The organism is Salinibacterium sp. NK8237, assembly GCF_015864955.1.
Classification (GTDB): Bacteria; Actinomycetota; Actinomycetes; order Actinomycetales; family Microbacteriaceae; genus Rhodoglobus.
The window spans coordinates 559,375-573,711 of sequence record NZ_JADYWE010000001.1; the positions used below are offsets into that span (position 1 = coordinate 559,375).

15 protein-coding genes and 1 tRNA gene are annotated in these 14,337 nt (G+C 59.9%); 3 read left to right on the plus strand and 13 right to left on the minus strand.

The annotated features are described in order from the left end of the window. Positions 1-10 precede the first annotated feature (10 nt). Genes I6E56_RS02705 through I6E56_RS02715 form a run of 3 tightly spaced genes read left to right on the plus strand, consistent with a single transcriptional unit; the run spans position 11 to position 2,565 of the window. Positions 11-805, plus strand: a complete 795-nt coding sequence (locus tag I6E56_RS02705; protein ID WP_197135858.1) for a ferritin-like domain-containing protein — start codon at positions 11-13, stop codon at positions 803-805. A 56-nt stretch (positions 806-861) separates the two neighbouring features. Further along, complete coding sequence (locus I6E56_RS15275; protein ID WP_197135859.1) at positions 862-1,356, plus strand: cation:proton antiporter regulatory subunit; 495 nt, start codon at positions 862-864, stop codon at positions 1,354-1,356. Positions 1,357-1,365: 9 nt separating this feature from the next. Continuing rightward, on the plus strand, positions 1,366-2,565 hold the full coding sequence (locus tag I6E56_RS02715) for a cation:proton antiporter (protein ID WP_197135860.1): 1,200 nt from the start codon (positions 1,366-1,368) through the stop codon (positions 2,563-2,565). 57 nt (positions 2,566-2,622) lie between these two features. On the opposite strand, the gene I6E56_RS02720 is transcribed toward I6E56_RS02715, so the two are convergent. The 13 genes from I6E56_RS02720 to I6E56_RS02780 all read right to left on the minus strand — a co-directional run bounded on the left by I6E56_RS02720 (position 2,623) and on the right by I6E56_RS02780 (position 14,334). Continuing rightward, the gene (locus tag I6E56_RS02720) at positions 2,623-3,015 is read right to left on the minus strand and encodes a DUF2510 domain-containing protein (RefSeq protein WP_197135861.1); all 393 of its coding nucleotides are present in this window, start codon (positions 3,013-3,015) and stop codon (positions 2,623-2,625) included. Between the two features lie 86 nt (positions 3,016-3,101). Continuing rightward, positions 3,102-4,514: a DUF2130 domain-containing protein gene (locus tag I6E56_RS02725; RefSeq protein ID WP_255529365.1), complete on the minus strand. Its 1,413-nt coding sequence runs from the start codon at positions 4,512-4,514 to the stop codon at positions 3,102-3,104. A gap of 173 nt (positions 4,515-4,687) precedes the next feature. Continuing rightward, positions 4,688-5,761 (minus strand): YHYH protein, encoded by a 1,074-nt coding sequence (locus tag I6E56_RS02730; protein ID WP_197135862.1) that lies wholly within the window; start codon positions 5,759-5,761, stop codon positions 4,688-4,690. Next, positions 5,758-6,858 (minus strand): hypothetical protein, encoded by a 1,101-nt coding sequence (locus I6E56_RS02735; RefSeq protein ID WP_197135864.1) that lies wholly within the window; start codon positions 6,856-6,858, stop codon positions 5,758-5,760. The genes I6E56_RS02730 and I6E56_RS02735 overlap by 4 nt, the downstream gene beginning before the upstream one ends. A 116-nt stretch (positions 6,859-6,974) precedes the next feature. Further along, a tRNA-Ala gene (locus I6E56_RS02740) sits at positions 6,975-7,051 on the minus strand. A 198-nt stretch (positions 7,052-7,249) separates the two neighbouring features. Next, on the minus strand, positions 7,250-8,077 hold the full coding sequence (locus I6E56_RS02745) for a MetQ/NlpA family ABC transporter substrate-binding protein (RefSeq protein WP_197135866.1): 828 nt from the start codon (positions 8,075-8,077) through the stop codon (positions 7,250-7,252). A gap of 72 nt (positions 8,078-8,149) precedes the next feature. Continuing rightward, a complete protein-coding gene (locus tag I6E56_RS02750; RefSeq protein WP_197124307.1) occupies positions 8,150-8,851 on the minus strand; it encodes a methionine ABC transporter permease in 702 nt (233 codons plus the stop codon). Next, positions 8,848-9,837 carry a methionine ABC transporter ATP-binding protein gene (locus I6E56_RS02755; RefSeq protein ID WP_197135868.1) on the minus strand — a complete coding sequence of 330 codons (990 nt, stop codon included), beginning with the start codon at positions 9,835-9,837 and terminating at the stop codon, positions 8,848-8,850. Before I6E56_RS02755 ends, I6E56_RS02750 begins: the two co-directional genes overlap by 4 nt. Before the next feature lie 119 nt (positions 9,838-9,956). Then, complete coding sequence (gene rsfS, locus I6E56_RS02760) at positions 9,957-10,349, minus strand: ribosome silencing factor (RefSeq protein WP_197135877.1); 393 nt, start codon at positions 10,347-10,349, stop codon at positions 9,957-9,959. Between the two features lie 41 nt (positions 10,350-10,390). Continuing rightward, positions 10,391-12,229: a hypothetical protein gene (locus tag I6E56_RS02765; protein WP_197135879.1), complete on the minus strand. Its 1,839-nt coding sequence runs from the start codon at positions 12,227-12,229 to the stop codon at positions 10,391-10,393. Continuing rightward, positions 12,229-12,831: a nicotinate-nucleotide adenylyltransferase gene (gene nadD, locus I6E56_RS02770; RefSeq protein WP_197135881.1), complete on the minus strand. Its 603-nt coding sequence runs from the start codon at positions 12,829-12,831 to the stop codon at positions 12,229-12,231. The genes I6E56_RS02765 and nadD overlap by 1 nt, the downstream gene beginning before the upstream one ends. A 9-nt stretch (positions 12,832-12,840) precedes the next feature. Next, positions 12,841-13,035 (minus strand): hypothetical protein, encoded by a 195-nt coding sequence (locus tag I6E56_RS02775; protein WP_197135883.1) that lies wholly within the window; start codon positions 13,033-13,035, stop codon positions 12,841-12,843. Positions 13,036-13,065: 30 nt separating this feature from the next. Continuing rightward, a complete protein-coding gene (locus I6E56_RS02780) occupies positions 13,066-14,334 on the minus strand; it encodes a glutamate-5-semialdehyde dehydrogenase (RefSeq protein ID WP_197135885.1) in 1,269 nt (422 codons plus the stop codon). Positions 14,335-14,337: the final 3 nt, after the last annotated feature.

Consider the following 14,337-nt stretch of genomic DNA (forward strand, 5'->3'; position numbering starts at 1 on the left):
CCCACATCTCATGGCATTTGATATTGATCGCTACACGTCCACCTCTAAGAAGGTTCAGTGGGGCGACCTCGACTTCAGCGAGTTCGAGCGCAACCCGCTGCCCGACTCCACGCTGCGCAGCCTGCGCTACATGGCGGATGTCGAGTACCACACGGTCTGCTACCTGCGAGACCTGCTCGTCACGCCTTCCCACAAGGAGGTCGATGTCAGCGCGTTTATGACGATGTGGAACCGTGAAGAGTTCTGGCACGGCGAAGCGCTCTCGAAGGTGCTCGGCGCGCACGACGTCACTCTTGACTATGACGAGCTCAAGGCCACGCGCCTCAAGCTCGGTTGGAAAGACCGCCTCGACCCGATCAAACAGTCCGTACTCGGCAACGTGATTGGCAAAGACTTCATTGCTGTGCACATGATTTGGGGCGCAGCGAATGAATGGTCGGCTGTTGCCGCTTACAACCGCCTTGCCGACATGGAGAAACATCCCGTGCTGTCGGAATTGCTTCGCCGCATTGCGAAGCAAGAGGCACGTCACGTTGCGTTCTATGCGACCCAAGCTCGTGAGCGGCTTGCCAAGAGCAAGAAAGCGCAAGTCCTTGCGCGTTTCGCGCTCAAGGGTGCCTGGGGGCCAGTGGGTTCGAGCATCATGCCGGCCGAAGAAGTCACGCACGTGATGGGCCACTTGTTCTCGGGCGAAGATGGACTGCGAGAGATCCGCAAGCTCGACGAACATATTTCGCGCATGCCGGGCCTCGAAGGTTTGACCATTGTCGAGACCTCCATGAAAAAGTATGGCGTAGCCGCCTAACAGGCGTAGGCTGCTCGCTGGACTATTAGCCGCAATCGAATGAGTAAGTTGGAACTGTGGGCGTAAGAATCGAACGAATCGACCTTCCCGGGTTTGGCGTACGCAACGACGTCATTACGGGTTCAGGATGCCGCGTCAGCGTGGTTTCGCTGCGTTCAGGTGAGCGCGACCTCGCTTTCTTTAACGCTGACGACCCCGACTCCAACGCTGCGTCAATCTCGTTGACAGACGACGAAGCCTCCGCCATCGCGGAAGTTCTCGGGTCGTCTCTCACTCTCAGTCGCTTGTCGGCACTCGGCGAGAAAGCCGAAGGGTTGTTCAACGAAGAGATCTCGCTGCCTAACGGCTCCGACTTCGTGGGGCACCCCATGGGAGATATGAAAGCTCGCACTCTCACGAGTGCATCGATCGTTGCCATCGTGCGAGGCAATGACGTTGTCGCATCGCCCGGTCCCGAAGTTATTTTCGAGACCGGTGATGTCATCGTCGCGGTGGGTACTCGTCAGGGTCTCGACGCACTGGGCAAGCTCATCAATAACGGCCCAAGCTAAGCGCCGCGTATGCATGAGACGACGCAGCTACTCATCGAGGTTGGCGCTCTCCTGCTCGTACTCAGCATGCTCGGCAGAGTTGCCGCACGCTTCGGGTTTTCCGCGATCCCTCTTTACCTCCTCGCCGGTCTCGCTGTCGGCGAAGGTGGGCTTCTTCCACTGCAAGCTAGCGAAGAGTTCTTCGAGGTGGGCTCGCAAATTGGCGTGATCTTGCTGCTCGCGATGTTGGGGCTGGAGTACTCGGCCGATGAACTCATGTCGAATCTCAAGACGTCGCGCATTTCGGGAATTCTGGATGGCGTCTTCAACGCTCTTCCTGGCGCGCTGTTCGCGATTCTTTTGGGTTGGGAACCGGCCGCAGTGGTCGCTCTAGCCGGAGTGACGTGGGTCTCATCCTCCGGTGTTATCGCCAAGGTGGTGCGCGACCTTGGTCGCCTCGGAAACCGAGAAACCCCGGTCATCCTGTCGATTTTGGTGATGGAAGACCTAGCGATGGCGTTCTACCTTCCCGTGCTGTCGGCACTCGTGATCGGTGCCGGTCTCATGCAGGGCGCCATCACTGTGGCGATCGCCGTCGCCGTTGTCGTCACGATTCTTTATATAGCGCTCCGCCACGGACGCGTTCTGTCCCGCTTGCTCCCCCAGAAAAATGCTGAAGCATTGCTGCTGGGTGTGGTCGGGCTCACGATGCTCGTTGCAGGCCTTGCTGAGGCGGTGAACGTTTCTGCTGCCGTCGGCGCATTCTTAGTCGGTATCGCCATCTCCGGGCCAGTGGCCCATCAGTCGGCACAGCTCATCACTCCCCTGCGTGACCTCTTCGCTGCTGTCTTCTTCGTCTTCTTCGGGATTTCAACGTCACCCGCAGACATCATCCCTGTACTGCTACCGGCATTTGCTCTCGCGGTGCTGACCATCGGCACAAAAGCGTTTTCGGGTTACATGGCAGCGAAGCGTGCCGGAATCGCAGTGCCAGGCCGCTGGCGCACTGGTCTTGCCCTCACTCCCCGTGGAGAGTTTTCCATTGTAATCGCCGGGCTAGCCGTCGGAGCCGGCATCGAGCCCCTTCTCGCGCCGCTGGCAACCGCCTATGTACTCATGACGATCATTGCGGGCCCACTGCTGGCTCGTGTGCCCGACACCGCGTGGTTCAAGGCGAAGGTGCGCAAGACAGCGTCGGCGCCGCCGACGACACCTGTCGCTACTCGCTAGTCGCAGCCGCTAATGGCACGGCCCGACTCCAGCGTGAGCTGAGCCTCGAGTCACACGCTAGCGCGCGAGGGCTTTCGCGTTGTAGGCGCGGACATAGCTGGGGATCAAGAATAGATCAACGATCAGCCAAACGTAGGCAGCCGCGATGAGCACAAAGCCAATGTAGATCGCTGCGGTAGCGATCCCGATCCACCACAACGCGAGGAAGCCAATCGCGCTGCCGATCCGCCCGAGGTAGAAGTAATGGGCCGCGAATCCTGTCAAAAGGAGAGCCAGCAGATACGTAATCGCGACGTCTTTGCGGGGCGCTATCGCCACTACGTGGGAGGGCGCAGCCACTTTCGGAGCAGAGTGTTCAGTCCACGTAGTGCCGTTCCACCACCGGCTCAGTGTGGGGTCGCTAGGGTCGGAATACCACCCTGCGGGCGGGGCAACGGTGTTATCGGTCACAGAATCTCCTTTGTAGAACTGAGCCTATCTCTGCACTGCCCTGAGGCGGACCTACCTCCAGTCGAAAGCAGGCGTCGCTTCGAACTTTAGCTGTCGAGCTTGTTCAGGTCGGAGAACTTCTGGGCCATCGTCGGGTTGCCCTTGGTGAGCTTCTTGATGGTCACATCCTGAGCCTTGTCGTTCGCGAGACGCAGGTTGCGGTTGGTGCCGAGCAACGCATCCTTGGTCTTCTGCAGGTGATCGATCGACTTGTCGATCTCATCGATCGCGGTCTGAAACTTGCGGGATGCCAGATCGAAGTTGCGCGCGAAGCCTGATTTGAACGAGTCCAACTCTTCTTCGAAGTTGGTTACGTCGATGCTCTGCGCTTTCACGAGCGCAAGCTCATTCTTGTAGGAGAGCGAGTTAAGCGCCGCGTTGCGGAGAACCGTGATGATCGGAATAAAGAATTGCGGGCGCACGACATACATCTTCGGGTAGCGGTGGGAGACATCCACAATTCCAGAGTTATAGAGCTCGCTTTCGGGCTCAAGCAACGACACCAGCACGGCGTACTCGCAGCCCTTTTCGTTGCGGTCCTTGTCGAGTTCTTTCAAAAAGTCTTCGTTGCGCTTCTTGGTCGCCGTCGTGTCGGCTTCGTTCTTCATTTCGAACATAATCGACACGATTTCGGTGCCCGATTCATCCGCTTCTTTGAAGATGTAGTCGCCCTTGCTGCCGCTGCGAGCGTCATTGTCTTTCTCAAAGTAGGCGCGCGGGAAGGCTGTAGCGCGAATCTGGTTGAACGTGGTCTCACAGTGGATCTCGAGCGTCTCACCGATCATCTTCGTGGAGAGCCGCGCTTTCATGTCGCGCAGTCGCTCAATCGCATCGTCGCGATCCTTGATCTGGGTCTCATACTTGTCTTTCATCGATGTCTCGGCGAGCTTCTTCTCCAGCTCCACCCGCTCGAGCGTGCCCTTGAGCCCGTCGCGTTCCTTCTCCACGGCGCCTACCGCTGCCGAAAGCGCCAGCTGCTGCTCCGAGCCTGCTGCCTGGAGCTTCGACTTCAGCAACTGAATTTCGGCTTCCTTCTCGGCAGTCGCCTTCTGCAACTCATTGACCCGCTTGGCCTCGGCAAGATCGGCCGCAGCCTGACGCTCCCGCTGCGTCTTCTCAAGCTCATTCGCCAGAGAATCGCGCTCGGCCTGCACAGTACTCAATGCTTCGGAAACCGCGAGCTTCTGGGCAACAGCGCCCGCATCCAGCTGTGCCTTGAGCTCTTGGATGGCGGCATCCTTCTTCGACGCCTCCGCCTGTAAATCACGGGCAATCTTCGCCTCGGCAAGCTCGATCTCGGCCTTCTTCGTTGCCTCGGCAGACTCCAGTCGCTCGTGCAGTTCGCTCTCGAACTCACGGTCGCGAATCTGCTTCACGATGTCGGCATAGCCAGCCTCATCTATCGTGAACGCTTTGCCACAGTGAGGGCAGGTAACTTCGTGCATCGGCGCGTAATCCATTCGTCTCAACGTTCAGATGGATGCACGCCGGCTGCGGTTACTTCACGCGACGCTCTCCAGATCGTTCTCGCTCAGGCTAACGGCTACGACGATGCCGCGGGAGTTGCCGCACGAGTAGCCTTCGAATAATCGGAGTCGTCCTCTGGCTGAAGACCGATGCACAAGCCGAAAAGCTAGCGAGAGAAGGTTTCCGTCCCGGAGTTTCCGATCGTCTCCGAGTAATCAAAGGTGACCGTCGTGTCGGTGACCGTGTACGCGATAACGCTGGACTCGCCATCCAGCTCGAAAGTAAGCCTGTAGCTACCCGGTTCGACAGTTTCGAAATCGGTGATGACCGCCCCGCGGAGGGGCTCACCGGCAGGGCGCGCCGGGGTTGTGTGCGGCTGTGGGTCCACGGCGTCATTCGTGACGGTCACTTCGCCCACCAGACCGCCGTTGATATACGGATACGTTTCGGTGCCGTGATAGTGATAACCCGCGCTCTCATCAGGATGCCCGTTGTAGTCGTCGAGCGGCTGAAGAGCGGAACCGTCAGGCTCCAACGAGCCGTAGATCGCATAGCCGTCAAGCGCGTAGGCAATCGGCTTCGCGTACCCCACAGCGCTCTCGAGATGGAGCGGAGCCACGTGGTAGTGATAGTCATCGGCCTTGCCGCAGTGACCGCCCCATTCGTCGAGCTCGCCGGCCAACAGCGCGTCATCCCCGCGGTTGTTCAGTGCATTGAAGATAGGCACTCCATTGACCGCAAGGGCGATGGCGCCGCTAAAGAGGCCGGTTCTTGCTGACACCGGTGTCTGCGCGAGCGACGGAGACACCGGGAGCCGAAACGCATTGTCACCGGAAAACGGCTGGGGAAAGGGGAATTGCTGTTGCCAACTTGTGATGCCTTCCATCATGTTGTGGGCGGGGAGGCCGTTGCTTTCGACCATCCAATAGTCCCCGCTCACAAAGGTGTTCACCGTCGACGCAAATTCGTCGAATCCGGGCAAGCCAGCTCCCGCGCTTTCGGATGGTAGCGGCGTGGGACTCGTCTCCGCCGTTGCCGTGATCTCCGCTGGTTGAGCGGCGCACGCGGCCAGAAGGAGTGCGCCGATGCTCAGTCCACCCGCGCCCAAGAGTGTTCGCCGAGAGAGCCCGGTGGTTCGTGGCTCGTGGGGGTGGACGTGTTCGTGCGGATGCGGATGCTCGTGGGGATGAGCGTGTTCGTGAGGGTGTACGTGCTCATGGGGATGGATGTGCTCGTTCATGGCGTTGCAGCTCCTGATCGTTCGTAGGTAACCGTGAGAGTCGATTCAGCTCGTTGCTGCCGACGATAGATTTCAGTCCGCTTGCCCCGACGTCGTGAAGCCAGGAGTGCCACTGAACCCGAGGCCACGACGATGGCCAGCGTAACCAACCCGATCATGCCCGCAGTGGCAAGAATGAAGCCACCGAGAACGAGCGCAGCAGCAGCAGACACTCCGGTGAGTAACAGGTCAACGACTTCGCGCCGCCTCGTGTCATTGCTGGCCCAGCGGTAGGCCCGCGTCGCGAGATCTCCGCTCACGGTATCGCCCAGGCTCATGCCTGCCAAGAAAAGAATCGGAAGGCACACGCTCAGTCCGACTACCCCGTAAAAGGCCGACGAGGAGCTCGCTACGATAAGCAGCGTCACCGATGCCGCTGTATCCAGACCGAGTCCGAATAATAGGCCCACCACGTACATACGACCTGGCCGAGGCGCCGTGCCTACTAGGCGCGCGAGCACAGGCCAGAGCACGCCCCGTGCTTTCGGGCGTGGAGCAGGTTCGCGCGCGGATTCGTTTCGCGCGCGACGCCGAGAGCGGACTATCCTCACACTGATCGCTGCGTTCATGACGCCCACGAGCACGAGAAAAGAACCCGAAATTGTGCCTGCAATGCCGGTGCCGTCCGGCAACACCGAAAAGCTCGCCGACTCCGCAGACGCTGTCCCCGAGGCGCCAGAAAGAGCGAGACCAACGATCGCGATAGCCGAAGCAACGAACACGATCGTGCCGTGTCCTAGCGAGAAAAAGAAGCCCAGCATTGCGCTCGGTTTTGCCTGACCGACCGCAATGCGCGCAGAGTTGTCGATGGCCAAGATGTGATCCGGGTCGAACGCATGTCGAAGTCCGAGAAGATACGCTGCGACGCCAATGCCGACAGCTGCCGCACCCCCACTGCCCATTCCTACCGGGACCAGGAGAGCGACTCCCAGAAAATGGAAGAGGGCTATCAGCATCCACACCAAACGTGGGTGTGAGTGAACGCGGCCCTTGTGATGGACGAACGGTTGCCCCACCGATTTCGTGGCGGTGGCGTGCAGCTCCCCCGTTGTAATCACGTGCCCCACGCTAGGAAGCGATTCTTGGAATCGTCAATGGGGAAGCCCAGAGTCTTCCTAGCCACGCCGCCTGCACAACGAAAAAGCCCCGCAATCTTTACGATTGCGGGGCTAGATGGTGGATCCAAGGGGATTCGAACCCCTGACCCCCTGCATGCCATGCAGGTGCGCTACCGGGCTGCGCCATGGACCCATCTGTTTTGTTTTCTTTCGAAAACGCAACTTGTCAAGATTACTACACGCTTGGCGCATCCAGAACCATCTGAGCGATTCCCAGCCAATTGTCTCCGAAAATTGTGGGGAAAGAGTGAAGGGCGGCCGACATCCCGATGGATGACGACCGCCCTTTCACAGCGAAGTGCAGTTCACGCGGCGCGCGACCGCCTCGCGACTAGGAAACAGGAATAACGAGTCCGGCGTAGAAGTCGTTGATGTACGCCTTCGTCTCGTCAGAAGTCAACAGCTCGTAGAGCTCGAGCACGCGAGGATCAGTCTTGAGCTCATCGCGCGTAACGAGCGTGTTGTAGTAAATGCTCGAGGTGCCCTCGGTGACGAGTTGCAGGTCACCCGAGAGTCCGGCAGCGCCCGCGTAGTTGAAGTTCACGATCGCAGCATCTTGATCATCAAGAGCGGACGGCAGGCTCGCTGCGTCAATCTCGATGAAGTTGTAGTCGTTGGGGTTGGCGGTGATGTCCGACACGGTCGACGGGGCATCCGTGGTTTCAATGAGACCGGCATCCGCAAGCAGCAGAAGCGCACGGCCCTCGTTGCTAGCATCGTTCGGCAGCGCAATGTTGGCACCGTCAGGCAGGTCAGCAAGCTCGTCAACGGTCTTCGAGTACAGGGCCAACGGCGGGAGGTAAACCTGACCGACAACGAAGAGGTTGTCGCCTGTGTTCTCGTTGTACAGGTCGAGGAATGACTCGTGCTGGAACAGGTTGACGTCGAGGCTGCCCTCGCTCAGTGCGGGGTTCGGTGTCGTGTAGTCGGTGAACTCAACAATGTCGAGTTCAAGGCCAGCAGCCTCAGCCTGTCCGCTGTCGATCACGAACTGAACGATTTCGCCAGCGGGCGTTGCTGTGGCGCCAACGGTCAGCGAACCGAGGGTTCCATCAGTGGGGGCTGCTTCCTCAGCAGGAGCCGAGCATCCGGCCAACGTGAGAGCGAGCACGCCAGCGGCGGCAACGGTCGAGAGTGAGAAGAATTTGGAGCGTGACATTACTAATCCTTTGGTGAAGGGTGAAACAGATGGGATAAAAGAGAACTACGTGGGGGTAAGCCGCCGACCGCGTCAGCGGTGAGACATTCGGTTGGCCAGGCGCGCGCCGACCACTTGAACGATCTGCACAATCGCCACCAACACGATGATGACCGCAACAATGTGGATGACGCTGTAGCGCTGGTGTCCGTAGCGAATAGCAACGTCACCCAGACCTCCACCACCAATCGCGCCCACAATGGCGGAGTAGTTCACAATCGACACCACTGTCGTTGTAAAGCCACGGATGAGGCCAGGAACAGCCTCAGGAATGATCACTTTAGAGACGAGCTGCCAGCGCGTCGCACCGAGCGAGTGACCGGCTTCGACAAGGCCCTCGTTGACTTCGCGCAACGAGATCTCGACGATACGGGCGTAGAACGGGATCGCAGCCACGGTCAGCGGAACAATCGCGGCCGTGACACCAAACGCCGAGCCAAGCAGCAGCCGGGTGAACGGGATGAGCGCGATCATCAAGATGATGAACGGGATCGAGCGGCCTAGGTTCACCACGGTTTGCGTAACCGCATTGATGATGCGGCCGGCCACGATGCTGCCGAACGGGCGTTCAAGGATGCCACCGCGGTCGGTGACCACGAGCAGCGTTCCTAGCGCCAACCCGATCACGAGCGTGATGATCATCGTGACGCCCACTTGGTAGAGGGTCTCCCCCGTTGCCTTCAGGAGCGTTTCGAAGAGCTGCGGCCAGAAGCCGGGAGCAGTGGAATCAATCATCGTCCGCTCCTCACAATCTCAACCACGAGGCCCTGAGCTCGCAGGTCATCAATCGCAGCAGTGTGCTGCTCGATAGTTCCTGGTAGTTCAAGGCGCGTACGACCAGACTGTGCGCCTCCGATAGTTTCCATCGCAGCGCCGAGCAGACCAACATCAAGGTGATGAGTTCTAGCCAGCTGGGCTACGACCGGGCGCTCAGAAGACAGGCCCACAAACGTGACGTCAATGACCGTGGAGTTGCCCGCTGGCAATTCGCCAAGCGGAAAGAGCCCACGAGCCAGCTGCGAGCCTGGTTGACTCAGCAAGTCGACTAAACGGCCGTGTTCGAGAATGCGGCCACCACTCATGAGCGCAGCAGAGTCGCAAATGCTTTTGACGACATCCATCTCGTGCGTGATGAGCAAAATGGTAAGTCCGAGCTCTTTATTGAGACTGCGCAGCAGCTGCAGGATCGAGTCGGTCGTCTCGGGGTCGAGCGCACTAGTCGCTTCATCGCTGAGCAACACCCGAGGGCGGGATGCCAGCGCACGGGCGATACCGACTCGCTGCTTCTGACCGCCCGAGAGCTGAGCCGGGTACTGCTGAGCTTTGTGCTCAAGGCCAACAAGTTCGAGAATCTCATTCGTGCGTGCGGTGCGTTGGCGACGCTCGACGCCCACAATCTCGAGAGCCAGTTCAACGTTTCCACGAACGGTGCGGCTATCGAGCAGATTGAACTGCTGGAAGACCATGCCAATTTCGCGTCGCGCTTGGAGCAGTTCACGATCACTCAGGGCGGTGAGTTCGCGGTCGGCAACCGTGACGGTTCCCGAGTCGGGCCGCTCGAGAAGGTTGACGGTGCGGATGAGCGTGCTTTTACCTGCACCGCTCTGGCCGATAACCCCAAAGATCTCGCCACTCGCGACGGAGAGACTCACGTCGTCGAGGGCGCGAACTGGATTCGCGGCGTCACCAAAGGTCCTGGTGACGGAAGAGAGCGTAATCATGAAACCCCAGTGAGAGAAGGTGACCGGTGAGAGTCGCCCCGGGGTAGAACTGCCCGGCTAAAACAAGCAAACCAGCACGACGTAACCCGCACAAATTGGGTTACGAAGTGTGAAGTTTGTTACTCCGAATCAGACTCAACGTCTGTGGCAACGGGCGTGATGGTGATCGGGATGACGGGGCAGTCGCTCCAGAGTCGCTCGAGCGAGTAGTAGAGGCGGTCTTCTTCGTGGAAGATGTGCGCAACGACGTGGCCGAAGTCGAGCAGGATCCAGCGACCCTCAGCACGACCTTCGCGGCGCAATGGCTTAGCGCCAGCGGCAATCATCTTCTCTTCGATCTCGGAGGCGATCGACTGAACGTTACGTTCGTTGCGACCGGTCGCGAGGAAGAAGATATCGGCGTAAGGCATAGGACCGGTGACGTCGAGCGCAACCATGTCGGTCGCCTGCTTGGCGTCGGCGGCGTGCGCGACGATGGAAAGTAGCTCGTTGGCACGAGGAGAAGCAGTCACAGGATCCTTAATCGGAAGTAGCTGAAGGCAAAGAGTTAAACCTACAACATGTTGAAGGCGAAGGCTGCCACAAGCAACCCTGCCACGACAACAGCCATCGACGCAGCCGAGATAAGCAACACCGTCAGAGCACGAGTACCCTTCGGTTTCTGTGTCTGTGTGACTGATTGATTCGAGAAGGTGCTGACGGCTTTCACCGCACGCACGGGCGCCGAATCGGTGGAGACCATATCGCTGTCATTGAGGTCGAGCAGCGAATCGATGTCTCCGCGGTCGAAGCGGTCAGAAACCCCGCTCGCCGAGAGCGTGCTTGGGAGGTCAATCGACCCCGTGAGCATCGCTTCGCCGCTAGAAGTCAGAGGACCGCGGATGTCGGTAGCAAACGGAATCGCCGGCAAGACGAGAGCGTTGGTTGCGCTGCTTCCGCTGCTAATGGTGCGCGTGACGACCGCGTCGCTCGCCGTGTCGGCGGCGGTGGCTTGCTGTGACCAATGTCCGATGGAAATACCGGCCGCTGCTGACACTTGCGCGACCTGGGGAGCCTGTGGGGCACTTGCCGCCGCAGGAGTTTGTGGAGCCGGAGCTTGCTGCATAGCCGGAGCTGCAGTGGGCTTCGCTGTTGGAGCAACGGGAGCCTTCGCAGCGGCGGCTGACGCCACAACGTCGCCATCAAGTCGTTTGCGAGCTAGCTCGTCGAACTCTGCCCTGGCGTTGCTCAGCGTGGTCTGGCTTTGGGCTATCGGCGTCGTTGGGGCGGACGGAGCCAGAGGCTTTACGGCCTGCGGATTGGTGTCGAGCCCAAGAAGCCCCTCGATGGTTTGGCGCGGTGGCTGTTCCGTCGTCGGAGCCGGCACACGTTGTGCTGCAGCTGAAGGGTTCCCGGCCTGTTCGGGCTTCGTGGCGGGCATCACCTTAGTGGCGGGCTCAGCCACAGCCGCTGTGTGCGGCGCGGCGTTGACGTTGGGCGCCGGAAGGTTTGCCAAGGGCGACCGCGGAGCTGTCGGAGCAGGCGCGCCCTTAGCGGAGCCGTCTGGGTTAGCCAGCAGCGATTCGAAGGCGCTGAGCGCATCCGTTGGCGCTGCAACGGCGGAAGCGGCCTCGGGCACAACAGCCAGAGGATCAACTAGTGCCGGCGGCTCGATGTAAGCCTGAGCATCAGATGTGAACGACAGTTCATCGACCGATCGGGCTGGCTTGACCGGAGCAGCCGAAGCTGCTGACGCTGCCGCAGCGAGATCTGCCAAGCTCGGACGAGCGGCAGGCGCTGAAGCCGGTGCTGGTGCTGGTGCTGGTGCTGGTGCCGAAGGAGCCTGAGCGGCCGGAGCGACGGGTGAAGCGGACGCTGCAGGCCAAGTAGGGCCAGCTGGTGCCGGTGCGGCCTGAGCAGGCGCGGTTTGTGCAGGAGCAGCTGGTGCCGGTGCGGCCTGAGCGGGCGCAGCCTGAGCGGGCGCAGCCGAAGCGGGCGCAGCCGGAGCAGCGGCCGTTTGATTGGCTACTTCTTCGCGAGCACGCAGTTCACGCAATTCACGGCGCGTCAGTTGGCTCACATCGGCGGAGGCATCCGGCGCCGAAGGAACAGGGGCGGGAGGCGCAACGGCATTACTCTGGCCGGTGAACGTGGGCGGTGGCGCTGCAAGGTAGGCAGCGGGTGCAGACTGCGGGGCTACTGGAGGCGCGACAGGTGTCGCAGCTGGCGCTGCTGGTGGGGCCGAGGGCGCACTGCGGGGTGACGCGGTAGCGTCAGAAATCTGGTTGTCGTCGGCTTGCGACGGGAAGGTGGTGAAGCCTTCAACCGTGGGCTGCTCGTCGGACGAGTGGGTGCGCTCACTCTGACGCGCCGCACGGCGCGACTGCGGCGGCGGATCGTGAAAAGTGGTCATTAGTTACTCCGATACAAGTGGTGCTTGGCGATGTACTGAACGACACCATCCGGAACCAGGTACCAGACCGGGTAACCCCGACTGACCCTGTTTCGGCAATCGGTGGATGAGATCGCAAGCGCCGGCACTTCTAACGAGCTTACGCCTTGCTCAGGCAATCCACTAATAGTTAAGGCGTGTCCTGGCCGTGAAACTGCTATGAAATGGGCGAGGGTCCAGACCTCGTCAACGTCCTTCCATTCCATGATCTGAGCCACGGCATCCGCACCCGTAATAAAGAAAAGATCGGCGTCAGGATAGGTTTTGCGCATGTCGCGCAGGGTGTCGATTGTGTAGGTCGCCCCTTCGCGCTCGAGGTCGGCTCTGCTGACATCGAACACTGGGTTCGCCGCGGTCGCAATGACCGTCATGAGGTAGCGGTGCTCCCCCGACGTCGCGGTGTCTTTCATCCACGGCTTGCCGGTGGGAACAAATACGACCTGATCGAGGTCGAACTGAAGCTGAGCTTCGCTGGCCGCAACAAGGTGGCCATTGTGGATGGGATCGAAGGTTCCACCCATGATGCCGATGCGGGCGCGCCGCGGCGCCGTCTCGGCGGTCACAAAAAAGCCTTAGTGGCCCGCGTTGTGAGCGTCGCCAGCCTTCGCCGGCTTAGCTACATGACGGTTAGCAACATCACGGAAGCTCCAGGTAACAAAACCAAGAGTGGTAAGAACCACGGCCGCAATGAGCGGAAAAGCGAGCGCAGGCAGCACGAGGGGTGCGAGCTCTTCGCTCGATGCAAGAACGTTCAGAAAAATCGACATCAGATCTCCATTCACAAAACCGATAACAGTCTAGCCGCGGACTTGGCCGCTGCCGCGCACAACCCACTTGGTACTCGTCAGTTCCGGCAAGCCCATTGGGCCCCTGGCGTGCAGTTTCTGTGTTGAGATACCCACTTCAGCACCGAATCCGAACTCTGCACCATCGGTGAAGCGAGTGGATGCGTTGACCATGACCACTGCGGAATCCACTTCAGCAAGAAAGCGGTCTGCATTCGCGAGGTCGTTCGTAATGATCGATTCGGTGTGCTTCGTGGAGTAGGTATCAATGTGTTCGATAGCGGCATCGAGATCAGCGACGACCCGCACCGCGACATCTAAACTCAAATGTTCGATCGACCAGGCGTCATCGCCAGCGATCTCGGCGGTGGGGAACAACTCTCTGGTGCGCTCGTCGGCATGAATCGTGACTCCGGCCTCAGCTAGGCGCGCGAGCACCGCGGGAATCAGTCGTTCGGCGGCAGCTTCGTGAACCAAGAGCGTCTCGAGTGCGTTGCACACGCTGGGTCGCTGAACCTTGGCGTTGTGCACAATCTCAACAGCGGTGGTTTCGTCGGCAGATTCGTCCAAGAAGATGTGAACAATTCCTGCACCGGTCTCGATTACAGGAACAGTCGATTCATTGACAACGGTCTGGATAAGCTGAGCACTTCCGCGCGGAATGAGCACGTCAACAAAGCCTCGGGCTTGCATCAGCGCCTTCGCACCGTCGCGGCCGAACTCATCGACCGTTTGAACGGATGCGGGATCGATACCGACGCTCGACAGTGCAGTCTGAATCACGTCAACAAGCACGCGGTTGGAGTCTTCGGCAGCGGAACCGCCCCGAAGCAGAACAGCGTTGCCGCTCTTGAGCGCGAGAGCAGCAATATCGATCGTGACATTGGGTCGAGCCTCGTAAATGGCGCCGATGACCCCGAAAGGAACCCGTGTTTGGGCCACTGACAGGCCATTGGGCAACACCGAGCCGCGCACAACTGTGCCGACAGGATCTGCAAGTTCGACAACTTCTAGCACCGCGGCGGAGAGCTGTGCAATTCGTTCCGGAGTCAAGCGGAGGCGATCTTGAAGCCCGACCGTCATCCCGCCGTTCTGGCCGCGTTCAAGATCGCGCGCGTTAGCTTCCACAATCCGGTCGGCGTGTTCTATAACGCCCGCCGCGATCGCTTCTAGCGCGGCATTCTTCTGCACCGTGGTGGCGGTGGCAAGAGTGCGCGAGGCGGCGCGTGCGGCCTGGAGTTTGTCGTCTATTGAGAGCGCGGTTGCTGCTGAATCACCCATGAT

Excerpts from the sequence above, each read along its gene's own strand:
- I6E56_RS02705 (WP_197135858.1), top strand. The coding sequence starts at position 11 with ATGGCATTTGATATTGATCGCTACACGTCCACCTCTAAGAAGGTTCAG.
- I6E56_RS02755 (WP_197135868.1), bottom strand. The coding sequence starts at position 9,837 with ATGATTACGCTCTCTTCCGTCACCAGGACCTTTGGTGACGCCGCGAAT.
- I6E56_RS02750 (WP_197124307.1), bottom strand. The coding sequence starts at position 8,851 with ATGATTGATTCCACTGCTCCCGGCTTCTGGCCGCAGCTCTTCGAAACG.
- I6E56_RS02730 (WP_197135862.1), bottom strand. The coding sequence starts at position 5,761 with ATGAACGAGCACATCCATCCCCATGAGCACGTACACCCTCACGAACAC.
- I6E56_RS02775 (WP_197135883.1), bottom strand. The coding sequence starts at position 13,035 with ATGTCGATTTTTCTGAACGTTCTTGCATCGAGCGAAGAGCTCGCACCC.
- I6E56_RS02780 (WP_197135885.1), bottom strand. The coding sequence starts at position 14,334 with ATGGGTGATTCAGCAGCAACCGCGCTCTCAATAGACGACAAACTCCAG.
- I6E56_RS02725 (WP_255529365.1), bottom strand. The coding sequence starts at position 4,514 with ATGGATTACGCGCCGATGCACGAAGTTACCTGCCCTCACTGTGGCAAA.
- I6E56_RS02715 (WP_197135860.1), top strand. The coding sequence starts at position 1,366 with ATGCATGAGACGACGCAGCTACTCATCGAGGTTGGCGCTCTCCTGCTC.
- I6E56_RS02765 (WP_197135879.1), bottom strand. The coding sequence starts at position 12,229 with ATGACCACTTTTCACGATCCGCCGCCGCAGTCGCGCCGTGCGGCGCGT.
- I6E56_RS02745 (WP_197135866.1), bottom strand. The coding sequence starts at position 8,077 with ATGTCACGCTCCAAATTCTTCTCACTCTCGACCGTTGCCGCCGCTGGC.